This window comes from Streptomyces fulvoviolaceus, assembly GCF_000718165.1.
Taxonomy (GTDB): Bacteria; Actinomycetota; Actinomycetes; order Streptomycetales; family Streptomycetaceae; genus Streptomyces; species Streptomyces fulvoviolaceus.
Window position 1 is genome coordinate 87,486 of sequence record NZ_JOEY01000027.1, and the last position, 11,332, is coordinate 98,817.

Below are 11,332 nucleotides of genomic sequence, written 5' to 3' on the forward strand. Positions count from 1 at the left end.
ATGGTGTGACGGGCGCCGTAAGGTGTCAACCGCTGTGGATAACCTGCGGGCGTCCCCTGTGGACAACCGGACGGAACCGGAGGGGAGTGGGGAGGACCACGGCGAGGTCGGCCCGGCGGGGCTGTGCGGGGCGGGCGGGCCTGAGTACCGTTCCCGTTCGAGTGCCGTGGAGTGGCGCATGTGGGTGCTGGGGCGCCCTGCGGCCGGGCGGCCGGAAGAGGACAGGAATCGGGAAACGGGGCGGAATGGACGCGTACGACGCAGGCTCGGAGGCCCGGCAGCGGCCGGACGGGCCGAGCGAGCCGGGCGGTGCCCCCGAGCCGGCCGAGCCCTCCGCCGGCATGCCGGCGACCCTCCCCGGCCCGTATCCCGAACCCCGAACCGGTGTCGCCGCCCTCTCGCTCCGCTATCAGATCGGTGCCGCCCTGGCCCTCGCGGTCGTCGCGGTAGCCGTCTGTGTCCACATGGGCATGGTGCTCCTGCACGTCGCGCCGTCGAACACGGTGACGAAGCAGCACGGCAAGGCGATCGACGAATGGATCTACCCGGAGTTCGAGCAGAACTGGAAGCTCTTCGCCCCCAACCCGCTGCAGCAGAACATCTCGGTCCAGGCCCGCGCCGAGATCCGCACCGCGGACGGCGGCAGCCAGGAGACCGGCTGGTACGACCTGTCCGCCGAGGACGGCAAGGCCATCGACGGCAATCTGCTGCCCAGCCACACCCAGCAGAACGAGCTGCGCCGGTCCTGGGACTTCTTCATCGCAACGCACGACGGCGACAACCGTCCGATGGGCCTGCGCGGCTCCCTGTCCGAGACGTATCTGCGCCGCATCGTGGTGCTCCGCCTGGAGCGTGAGGACGCGGCCGGAGAGGGCGGCTCCGTTCAGCGCGTCCAGGTCCGCTCCCGTACCACCAACGTCCGGCCGCCGAAGTGGAGCCAGGAGCAGGTCTCGGACCAGCCCGTGTACCGCGAGCTGTCCTGGTGGACGGTCCCGGCGGACAGTGCGGACGACAACACGGAGGGGAGTGCGCGGTGAACCGCTTCGCCCTGTCCCTGTCGACCGCCATCGCCCGCGTCACCGAGTCGGCCCTCGGCCCCTACCAGACCGCAGTGATCCGCATCGGCTTCAGCGCGACCTGGCTGCTGTTCCTGCTGCGCGAGTTCCCGCACCGCCAGGAGCTGTACGGACCGGACGGCCCGTGGAGCTGGGACCTCGCCGATCAGCTGATCTCGACCAACGGCGCCTTCTCGGCCCTGATGTGGTCGGACGGCCGCTTCTGGTTCGAGACCCTCTACGTGCTCGCCGCACTGGCGAGCCTCCTGTTGCTGCTCGGCTGGCGCACCCGCACGATGTCCGTGCTGTTCATGGTCGGCGTGCTCTCGCTGCAGAACCGCAGCATCTTCATGGGCGACGGCGGCGACAACGTCCTGCACCTGATGTGCATCTACCTCGTGTTCACACGCTGCGGCCAGGTGTGGTCGCTGGACGAGCGGCGGGCCCGGCGGACGAGTGCGGCACGCGCGCGTGGGGAGCACGTCCGGGACCGGGTCGGCCCGGCCCTGTGGACCGTGCTCGGGCTGGTTCTGGTCACCGTGACGGTGCTGGGGCGGCTCGACGGCGACCTGGTCGTGCCCGTGCTGCTGTGGGGCGTGTGGCTGGCGCAGGCCCTGTGGTGGGCCGTCGGACGCTTCGTCCGGGGCGCCGAGCCGCGGATCCTGCTCGACGTCGTCGCCAACATCGTCCACAACGGCGCCCTGCTCGTGATCATGGCCGAGGCCTGTCTGATCTACGCGACGGCCGGCTGGTACAAGATCCAGGGCTCGCGCTGGCAGGACGGCACGGCCGTCTACTACCCCCTCCACCTCGACTACTTCTCGCCCTGGCCCGCCCTCGCCGACCTGCTGTCGGCCAGCAGCGTCATGGTGCTGCTGGTGACGTACGGCACGGTCGCCGTCCAGGTCGCCTTCCCGTTCACGCTGTTCAACCGGCGGGTCAAGAACATCCTGCTGGCGGCCATGATCACCGAGCACGCGGTGATCGCGGTCGTCCTCGGGCTGCCGTTCTTCTCGCTGGCGATGATCGCCGCCGACGCGGTCTTCCTGCCGACGTCGTTCCTGTGCCGCCTGGGCGACCGGGCGGCACGCGCGCGTGACCGGCTGGTGGCGGGCAGGGGCCGTACGACGTTGCCCGGGCAGCGTGCCCGCAGGACCTCTGAGAGCCCCGGCGACCCGGAGAACCCCGAGCACACGCACGTAGGCTTCACGGCATGACCGACCCCCTGCGCGCCTGGCACCGACTCGAGGGCACCGGCGTCCTGCTCGACGGCTTCCACGCCCTCAAGCACGCCGTGCGCTTCGGGGCCGAGGTCCCGGTGGCGGTCGCCGTCGACCGGGTGGCCACGCTCGCCCTGGCCGACGAGCTGGCTCCGGACGTACGGGACACCCTGGACGCGCTCCTGACGGAGGTACCGGAGTCGACGTACCAGGCCCTTGTCCCGCGCCCGCACCCCACCGCGGTGGTCGCCCTTGCCGTACGGCCCTCCCGCGCCGCCAACCTGGAGAAGCTCGCGCGCACGCCCCGGCCCACCCCTGTCGTGGTCCTCGACGACCCGCGCAACCTCGGCAACGCGGGGGCCGTGATCCGCCTGGCCGCCGGCTTCGGGGCGACCGGCGTGGTCACGACCGGGACGCTCGACCCCTGGCATCCCACGGTGGTGCGCGGCGGGGCGGGGCTGCACTTCGCGACCGCCGTGGAGCGGCTGACCGTCGCCGAGCTGCCGCCCGGGCCGGTGTTCGCGCTCGACCCGGAGGGCGACGACATCCGGGGAGTGAAGCTCCCGGACGACGCCGTCCTCGCGTTCGGCTCGGAGCGGAGCGGCCTGTCCGCCGAACTCCGCGCGCGGACCGACCATTTGCTGTCCCTGCCGATGCGTCGGCAGGTCTCCAGCTACAACCTGGCGACGAGTGTGGGGATGACCCTGTACCACTGGAGCATGGGCACTGCAGCGCCCCTTTAGGGGCGCTGGGCTGGATCGATTTGCGGCTCCGCCGCGTGGGCGCGACCAGCCACAATCGGGCCCGCAGCCGCGCAGCGACCCGCACCCCCGAGCTCTTAGGCCTCCCGACGAACCTCAACAACCCGGAACCGGTTCGCCACGAACGCCCCGTCGCACAGCGCAGCGTTCGCCGCCGGGTTACCCCCCGACCCGTGGAAGTCGGAGAACGCGGCGGTCTGGTTGACGTACACCCCACCGGTGAGGTTCAGCGACAGCTGGGCCGCCTCCTCCAGGCACACCTCCTGCACGGCCTGCTCGACCTCCTCGTCGGTCGTGTACGCCCCGACGGTCATCGCACCCTTCTCGCGGATCGTCCGGCGCAGCAACTCCACCGCGTCGGATGCCGAGTCCACCGCCACGGCGAAGGAGACGGGCCCGAAGCACTCGCTCATGTACGCGGCCTCGTCGTCCGCCCCCTCCCAATATTTCCGCGCCCCGTCCAGCTTCACGATCACGGGCGTGCGCACGACCGCGTCCGGGAACTCCGGGTTGCCGATCTCCCGGGAGGCGAGGGCGACTTCGCCCAGGCCGGCCGCGGCCTCCAGACGCGCCTTCACGTCCGGGTTGACGATCGCGCCGAGCAGGGCGTTCGCGCGCGCGTCGTCGCCGAGGAGTCCGTCGACCGAGCGGGCGAGGTCGGCGACGACCTCGTCGAAGGTCTTGGGTCCCTCGTCGGTGCGGATGCCGTCCCGGGGGATGAGCAGGTTCTGTGGGGTGGTGCACATCTGGCCGCTGTACAGGGACAGCGAGAACGCCAGGTTGGAGAGCATCCCCTTGTAGGTGCCGGCCGACTCCACGAGCACCGTGTTGACGCCGGCCTTCTCCGTGTAGACCTGCGCCTGGCGGGCGTTGGCCTCCAGCCAGTCGCCGAACGCCGTGGAGCCCGTGTAGTCGATGATCCGGATCTCGGGCCGGGTGGCGAGCGTCTTCGCGATGCCCTCGCCGGGGCGTTCGGCGGCCAGCGCGACCAGGTTCGGGTCGAAGCCGGCCTGGCTCAGGACCTCCCGCGCGACCTGCACGGTGAGCGCGAGCGGCAGCACCGCGCGCGGGTGGGGCTTCACCAGGACCGCGTTGCCGGTGGCGAGCGACGCGAACAGACCCGGATAGCCGTTCCACGTCGGGAAGGTGTTGCAGCCGATGACCAGCGCGATCCCGCGCGGGACCGGCGTGAACTGCTTGGTGAGCGCCAGCGGATCGCGCTTGCCCTGGGGCTTGGTCCACTCCGCCGTGTCGGGGGTGCGGACCTGCTCCACGTACGCGTACGCCACCGCCTCCAGGCCACGGTCCTGCGCGTGCGGTCCGCCCGCCTGGAACGCCATCATGAACGCCTGGCCGGAGGTGTGCATGACCGCGTGCGCGAACTCGTGCGTCCGGTCGCTGATCCGCTTGAGGATCTCCAGACAGACCACCGCGCGCGTCTCCGCGCCCGCGTCCCGCCACGCGCGCTGTCCGGCCTTCATGGCGGGCAGCAGCTCGTCGATGTCCGCGTGCGGGTACTCGACGCCCAGCTCGATGCCGTACGGCGACACCTCGCCGCCCACGAAGTCGTCCGTGCCGGGCTGGCCGAGGTCGAGGCGGGTGCCCAGGAGGGCGTCGAAGGCGGCCTTGCCCGCCGCCGCGTCCAGGCTGCCCTGCTCGCCGTAGGCCTTCGGGTGCTCGGGGTGCGGGGACCAGTACGCGCGGGTGCGGATCGCCTCCAGCGCCTGGTCGAGGGTGGGCCGGTGCTTGGCGATCAGCTCGTGGGCGGTCAGTTCGGCGGCCATGCGGGACCAACTCCTCGTCTCAAGAACTCTTCGTCGAGCTCATGACCTGGGCAGAGATAGGGGCAGGAAATCGAGGGGTGCGGCGCGAAGCGCCTCAGGCAGGGTGGTGGCGGGTGACGGGTGGGCCAGTGAGAGTTAGAGTAACCGAACGATCGGTCGGGACAAGGGGGTCCGGCGCATCTGTGGAAAACCCCGTGCGGGAGGATCGCGCACATGACAGGCATCGACCTCAGCAGCCCCGTGGCCGTCGTCGGCACCGGCACCATGGGCCAGGGCATCGCCCAGGTCGCCCTGGTCGCCGGCCACCCCGTACGGCTGTACGACGCCGTCCCCGGCCGCGCGCGGGAGGCGGCCGACGCGATCGGCGCCCGCCTGGACCGGCTCGTCGTCAAGGACCGCCTCACCGGCGCCGACCGGGACGCGGCACGCGCCCGGCTCACTTCCGCCGAGACCCTCGCCGACCTCGCGGACTGCACCCTGGTCGTCGAGGCCGTCCTGGAGCGCCTCGACGCCAAGCAGGGCCTGTTCCGCGAGCTGGAGGACATCGTCGGCGAGGACTGTCTGCTCGCCACCAACACCTCCTCCCTGTCGGTGACGGCCATCGGCGGCGCCCTGCGCAACCCCGGCCGCCTGGTGGGGCTGCACTTCTTCAACCCCGCCCCGCTGCTGCCCCTGATCGAGGTCGTCTCCGGGTTCGCCACCGACGTCACGTCGGCCACGCGCGCGTACGAGACGGCACGCGCCTGGGGCAAGACGCCGGTCGCCTGCGCCGACACCCCCGGCTTCATCGTCAACCGCATCGCGCGGCCCTTCTACGCCGAGGCCTTCGCGGTCTACGAGGCCCAGGGCGCCGACCCCGCCACCATCGACGCGATCCTGCGCGAGTCCGGCGGCTTCAAGATGGGCGCCTTCGAACTGACCGACCTCATCGGCCAGGACGTCAACGAGTCGGTCACCCACTCCGTGTGGCGGGCCTTCTTCCAGGACGCGCGCTTCACGCCCTCGCTCGCCCAGCAGCGCCTCGTCGAGGCCGGCCGCCTCGGCCGCAAGACCGGACAGGGCTGGTACGACTACGCCGACGACGCCGATCGCTCCGAGCCGCACACCGCCGAGCCGGCCCAGCCGCCCGCGTACGTCGTCGCCGAGGGCGACCTGGGCCCCGCCGCCGAGCTGCTCGCCCTGATCCGTGAGGCGGGCATCCAGGTCCGCGACGACGACGAGGACCACGGCACCCGTCTGGTGCTGCCCGGCGGCGGCCAACTCGCGCTCGCCGACGGTCAGACCTCGGTCGAGTTCCGGGACGTCGTCTACTTCGACCTCGCGCTCGACTACCGCTGGGCCACCCGTATCGCCCTGTCCGCCAGCCAGGACACCACCTCGCAGACCCTCTCCGAGGCCATCGGCCTCTTCCAGGCGCTCGGCAAGGACGTCAGCGTCATCGGCGACGTCCCCGGCATGATCGTCGCCCGTACGGTCGCCCGGATCGTCGACCTCGCGCACGACGCCGTCGCCAAGGGCGTGGCCACCGAGGAGGACATCGACACCGCGATGCGCCTGGGGGTCAACTACCCGCTCGGCCCCTTCGAGTGGAGCCGCAGACTCGGCCGCAACTGGGCCTACGCCCTCCTCGACGACCTGCACCTGCGCGACCCCTCGGGGCGCTATGCACCGTCCCTCGCGCTGTACCGCCACGCGTACGCCACCGACAAGCGGGAGGGCAGCACCTCATGACCACCGCCAAGCGCGACACGTACACGCCGGAGACCCTGCTGTCCGTCGCCGTCCAGGTCTTCAACGAGCGCGGCTACGACGGCACCTCCATGGAGCACCTGTCCAAGGCGGCCGGCATCTCCAAGTCGTCGATCTACCACCACGTGTCCGGCAAGGAGGAGCTGCTGCGCCGCGCCGTGAGCCGGGCGCTCGACGGGCTCTTCGGGATCCTCGACGAGGAGCACGCGTGCGTGGGGAGTGCGTCCGAGTGCCTGGAACACGTCGTCCGGCGCATGGTCGAGGTGCTGATCACCGAACTGCCGTACGTGACGCTGCTGCTGCGCGTGCGCGGCAACACCGGCACCGAGCGATGGGCCCTGGAGCGGCGCCGCGACTTCGACCATCAGGTCGCCGAGCTGCTGAAGGCGGCGGCCGCCGACGGGGACGTGCGCGGCGACGTGGAGGTCCGGCTCGCGACCCGGCTGGTCTTCGGGATGATCAACTCCATCGTGGAGTGGTACCGCCCGGACGGGCGCGGCATGAACGAACGCGAAGTGGCGGACGCGGTCGTGCGGTTGGTGTTCTCGGGGCTCCGCAAGGAGGCTTGAGAGGGCGGCCTGAGGGGTCGGCTGGAGAGGCTCCAGGCGAGTTCAGCCCTGCGGCTCCAGGTCCTCCTCCTCGAACACCAGCAACGTGCGTGTGCTGAGCACCTCGGGGATCGCCTGGAGGCGGGTGAGGACCAGTTCGCGCAGCGCCTTGTTGTCGGGTGTGTGCACCAGGAGCAGGACGTCGAAGTCGCCGCCCACCAGGGCGATGTGGGACGCGCCGGGCAGCTGTCGGAGCTGCTCGCGGACCGTGCGCCAGGAGTTCTGGACGATCTTCAGGGTGATGTAGGCCGAGGTGCCCTGGCCTGCGCGTTCGTGGTTGACGCGGGCGCCGAAACCCCGGATGACGCCGTCCTCGATGAGGCGGTTGATACGCGCGTAGGCGTTGGCGCGCGAGACATGCACCCGTTCGGCGACGGACCTTATCGACGCGCGGCCGTCCGTCTGGAGCATCTGCAGGATGTCCTGATCGATGGCGTCGAGCGGACGGGGGGAGGGCACGGGCCCGCTGCCGTCCGGACTCTCGGCCATTTGTTCAGGTGCCATGTCCCCCCGCCTCCCTACCATGGACGTACTGCGTCCATCTCAGGTTGTGGAGAACCGTTTGTCCACAGCCTGAGGGGGCCTGTAGCCAAAATGTGCCGACGACCGAACAATCGGTAGGTGAGGCGCCTCACATCCGTGACGCGTCCGGAGCCGCTCCCACGAGGAGGTGCCGTCATGACGGTCATGGAGCAGCGGGGCGCATATCGGCCATCACCGCCGCCCGCCTGGCAGCCCCGCACGGACCCCGCGCCGCTGCTGCCCGACGCGGAGCCCTACCGCGTGCTCGGCACGGAGGCGGCCGCCCAGGCCGACCCGGCCCTGCTGCGCCGCCTGTACGCCGAGCTGGTGCGCGGCCGCCGCTACAACGCGCAGGCCACCGCCCTCACCAAGCAGGGCCGCCTCGCCGTCTACCCCTCCAGCACCGGCCAGGAGGCCTGCGAGGTCGCCGCCGCGCTCGCCCTGGAGGACCGCGACTGGCTCTTCCCCAGCTACCGCGACACCCTCGCCGCCGTCGCCCGTGGCCTGGACCCCGTGCAGGCGCTGACCCTCCTGCGCGGCGACTGGCACACCGGCTACGACCCGCGCGAGCACCGCGTCGCCCCCCTGTGCACCCCGCTCGCCACCCAGCTCCCGCACGCCGTCGGCCTCGCGCACGCCGCCCGCCTCAAGGGCGACGACGTGGTCGCGCTCGCCATGGTCGGCGACGGCGGCACCAGCGAGGGCGACTTCCACGAGGCGCTGAACTTCGCCGCCGTCTGGCAGGCCCCGGTCGTCTTCCTCGTCCAGAACAACGGCTTCGCGATCTCCGTCCCGCTCGCCAAGCAGACCGCGGCCCCGTCGCTGGCCCACAAGGCCGTCGGCTACGGCATGCCCGGCCGCCTGGTCGACGGCAACGACGCGGCCGCCGTGCACGAGGTCCTCTCCGGCGCAGTACGGCACGCGCGCGAGGGCGGCGGCCCCACGCTGATCGAGGCCGTCACGTACCGCGTCGAGGCCCACACCAACGCCGACGACGCGACCCGCTACCGCGGCGACGCCGAGGTCGAGACCTGGCGCGGGCACGACCCGATCGCCCTCCTGGAGCACGAGCTGACCGAGCGCGGCCTGCTCGACGAGGCCGGCATACAGGCCGCGCGGGACGCCGCCGAGACCATGGCCGCCGACCTGCGCGAGCGCATGAACCAGGACCCGGTGCTCGACCCCATGGACCTGTTCGCCCACGTGTACGCCGATCCCACCCCGCAACTGCGCGAACAGCAGGACCTGTTGCGGGCCGAGCTGGCGGCCGGGCACGAGGAAGGCGCGCAGCGATGACCACCGTCGCCCTCAAGCCGGCCACCATGGCGCAGGCCCTCACGCGCGCGATGCGCGACGCCATGGCGGAAGACCCCACCGTGCACGTCATGGGCGAGGACGTCGGCACCCTCGGCGGCGTCTTCCGGATCACCGACGGGCTCGCCAAGGAGTTCGGCGAGGACCGCTGCACCGACACCCCGCTCGCCGAGGCCGGCATCCTCGGCACGGCCGTCGGCATGGCGATGTACGGCCTGCGCCCGGTCGTGGAGATGCAGTTCGACGCCTTCGCCTACCCGGCGTTCGAGCAACTGATCAGCCACGTCTCGCGGATGCGCAACCGCACGCACGGCGCGATGTCCCTCCCCCTGACCATCCGCGTCCCCTACGGCGGCGGCATCGGCGGCGTCGAGCACCACAGCGACTCCTCCGAGGCCTACTACATGGCGACCCCGGGGCTCCACGTCGTCACACCCGCCACCGTCGCCGACGCCTACGGCCTGCTGCGCGCCGCCATCGCCTCCGACGACCCGGTCGTCTTCCTGGAGCCCAAGCGCCTGTACTGGTCGAAGGACTCCTGGAACCCGGACGATCCGCGGACCGTTGAACCGATAGGCCGCGCGGTGGTGCGGCGCTCGGGCCGGAGCGCCACACTCATCACGTACGGGCCGTCCGTACCCGTCTGCCTCGAAGCCGCCGAGGCGGCCCGGGACGAGGGGTGGGACCTCGAAGTCGTCGACCTGCGCTCCCTGGTGCCGTTCGACGACGAGACGGTCTCCGCCTCGGTACGGCGGACCGGGCGGGCGGTCGTCGTACACGAGTCGGGCGGGTTCGGCGGCCCGGGCGGGGAGATCGCGGCCCGTGTCACGGAGCGCTGCTTCCACCACCTGGAGGCGCCGGTGCTGCGCGTGGCGGGGTTCGACATCCCCTACCCGCCGCCGATGCTGGAGCGTCACCACCTGCCCGGCGTGGACCGGATCCTGGACGCCGTGGGGCGTCTGCAGTGGGAGGCCGAGGGCTGATGGCACAGGTGCTGGAGTTCAAGCTCCCCGACCTCGGGGAGGGACTCACCGGGGCGGAGATCGTCCGCTGGCTGGTGGAGGTCGGCGACGTCGTGGCCGTCGACCAGCCGGTCGTCGAGGTCGAGACGGCCAAGGCGCTGGTCGACGTGCCGTGTCCGTACGGCGGTGTGGTCACCGCCCGCTTCGGCGAGGAGGGCACGGAACTTCCGGTGGGGGCACCGCTGATCACCGTCGCGGTGGGCGCGCCGGCCGCCGGCGATTCGACCGAGGGCTCGGGGAACGTACTCGTGGGATACGGCACTTCGGAGGCGCCGGCGCGCAGGCGGAGGGTGCGGCCGGGACAGACGGCACCCGTGGCACCCGCACCTGCTGTGGGAGCGAACGGCCACGTCAGTGCACCCGAGACAGTGGACGGTCCCGTCCCCGTGATCTCGCCTCTGGTGCGCAGGCTCGCCCGCGAGAACGGCCTCGACCTGAGGGAGCTGACCGGCTCCGGACCCGACGGCCTGATTCTGCGGGCGGATGTCGAGTACGCGCTGCGCGCCGCCGCCGCGAAGGGACAGGCAGCGGTGCCGGCGACGACAGCCCTCCCGCAGACCGCCGCCCCCGAAGGCACCCGTATCCCCCTCAAGGGCGTCCGGGGCGCCGCCGCCGACAAACTCTCCCGCAGCCGCCGCGAGATACCGGACGCGACCTGCTGGGTGGACGCCGACGCGACCGAGCTCATGCGGGCGCGGACGGCCATGCAGCGCTCTTCTGGGGGACGCCCCCAGACGCCCGCGGCCGGGGGCGTCAAGATCTCCCTGCTCGCCCTCCTGGCAAGGATCTGCACCGCAGCCCTCGCCCGCTTCCCCGAGCTCAACTCCACCGTCGACATGGAGGCCAGGGAGATCGTCCGGCTCGACGCCGTGCACCTCGGGTTCGCCGCGCAGACCGAGCGGGGCCTGGTCGTACCGGTCGTCAGGGACGCGCACGCGTGCAACGCGGAGTCGCTGACGGCGGAGTTCGCCCGGCTGACCGAGGCGGCCCGCACGGGCAGCCTCACCCCCGGGGAACTCACCGGCGGCACCTTCACGTTGAACAACTACGGCGTGTTCGGCGTCGACGGCTCCACGCCGATCATCAACCACCCCGAGGCGGCCATGCTCGGCGTCGGCCGCATCGTCCCCAAGCCCTGGGTGCACGAGGGCGAGCTGGCGGTGCGGCAGGTCGTGCAGCTCTCGCTCACCTTCGACCACCGGGTGTGCGACGGCGGCACGGCAGGCGGCTTCCTGCGCTATGTGGCGGACTGCGTGGAACAGCCGGCGGTGCTGCTGCGCACGCTTTGATGACGCCC

The 11,332-nt window shown here is 71.8% G+C and carries 10 protein-coding genes; 8 read left to right on the forward strand and 2 right to left on the reverse strand.

What is annotated here, in order from left to right:
- Positions 1–245: 245 nt before the first annotated feature.
- Genes IG08_RS0128155 through IG08_RS0128165 form a run of 3 tightly spaced genes read left to right on the forward strand, consistent with a single transcriptional unit; the run spans position 246 to position 3,018 of the window.
- Entirely contained in the window at positions 246–1,037 is a 792-nt protein-coding gene (locus tag IG08_RS0128155) for a DUF5819 family protein (RefSeq protein WP_030608225.1), read from the forward strand.
- Positions 1,034–2,272, forward strand: coding sequence for an HTTM domain-containing protein (locus IG08_RS0128160; RefSeq protein WP_030608227.1), 1,239 nt, complete (start codon positions 1,034–1,036; stop codon positions 2,270–2,272). The genes IG08_RS0128155 and IG08_RS0128160 overlap by 4 nt, the downstream gene beginning before the upstream one ends.
- Entirely contained in the window at positions 2,269–3,018 is a 750-nt protein-coding gene (locus IG08_RS0128165; RefSeq protein WP_030608230.1) for a TrmH family RNA methyltransferase, read from the forward strand. Before IG08_RS0128160 ends, IG08_RS0128165 begins: the two co-directional genes overlap by 4 nt.
- Positions 3,019–3,113: 95 nt before the next feature.
- Here IG08_RS0128165 and paaN read toward each other — a convergent pair whose 3' ends face one another.
- Positions 3,114–4,820 carry a phenylacetic acid degradation protein PaaN gene (gene paaN / locus IG08_RS0128170; protein WP_030608232.1) on the reverse strand — a complete coding sequence of 569 codons (1,707 nt, stop codon included), beginning with the start codon at positions 4,818–4,820 and terminating at the stop codon, positions 3,114–3,116.
- Positions 4,821–5,033: 213 nt separating this feature from the next.
- Here paaN and IG08_RS0128175 point away from each other — a divergent pair, with 213 nt between their 5' ends.
- Positions 5,034–6,551, forward strand: a complete 1,518-nt coding sequence (locus IG08_RS0128175) for a 3-hydroxyacyl-CoA dehydrogenase (protein ID WP_030608235.1) — start codon at positions 5,034–5,036, stop codon at positions 6,549–6,551.
- Complete coding sequence (locus tag IG08_RS0128180) at positions 6,548–7,138, forward strand: TetR/AcrR family transcriptional regulator (protein WP_030608238.1); 591 nt, start codon at positions 6,548–6,550, stop codon at positions 7,136–7,138. Before IG08_RS0128175 ends, IG08_RS0128180 begins: the two co-directional genes overlap by 4 nt.
- Positions 7,139–7,180: 42 nt before the next feature.
- On the opposite strand, the gene IG08_RS0128185 is transcribed toward IG08_RS0128180, so the two are convergent.
- The gene (locus IG08_RS0128185) at positions 7,181–7,666 is read right to left on the reverse strand and encodes an Lrp/AsnC family transcriptional regulator (protein WP_030608240.1); all 486 of its coding nucleotides are present in this window, start codon (positions 7,664–7,666) and stop codon (positions 7,181–7,183) included.
- Positions 7,667–7,855: 189 nt separating this feature from the next.
- Between IG08_RS0128185 and pdhA the strand changes: the two genes are divergently transcribed.
- The 3 genes from pdhA to IG08_RS0128200 are packed head-to-tail and all read left to right on the forward strand — an operon-like array spanning position 7,856 to position 11,324.
- Entirely contained in the window at positions 7,856–8,995 is a 1,140-nt protein-coding gene (gene pdhA, locus IG08_RS0128190; RefSeq protein ID WP_030608242.1) for a pyruvate dehydrogenase (acetyl-transferring) E1 component subunit alpha, read from the forward strand.
- On the forward strand, positions 8,992–9,996 hold the full coding sequence (locus IG08_RS0128195; protein WP_030608243.1) for an alpha-ketoacid dehydrogenase subunit beta: 1,005 nt from the start codon (positions 8,992–8,994) through the stop codon (positions 9,994–9,996). The genes pdhA and IG08_RS0128195 overlap by 4 nt, the downstream gene beginning before the upstream one ends.
- Positions 9,996–11,324 carry a dihydrolipoamide acetyltransferase family protein gene (locus tag IG08_RS0128200; protein ID WP_030608245.1) on the forward strand — a complete coding sequence of 443 codons (1,329 nt, stop codon included), beginning with the start codon at positions 9,996–9,998 and terminating at the stop codon, positions 11,322–11,324. Before IG08_RS0128195 ends, IG08_RS0128200 begins: the two co-directional genes overlap by 1 nt.
- The last annotated feature ends 8 nt before the right edge of the window (positions 11,325–11,332 follow it).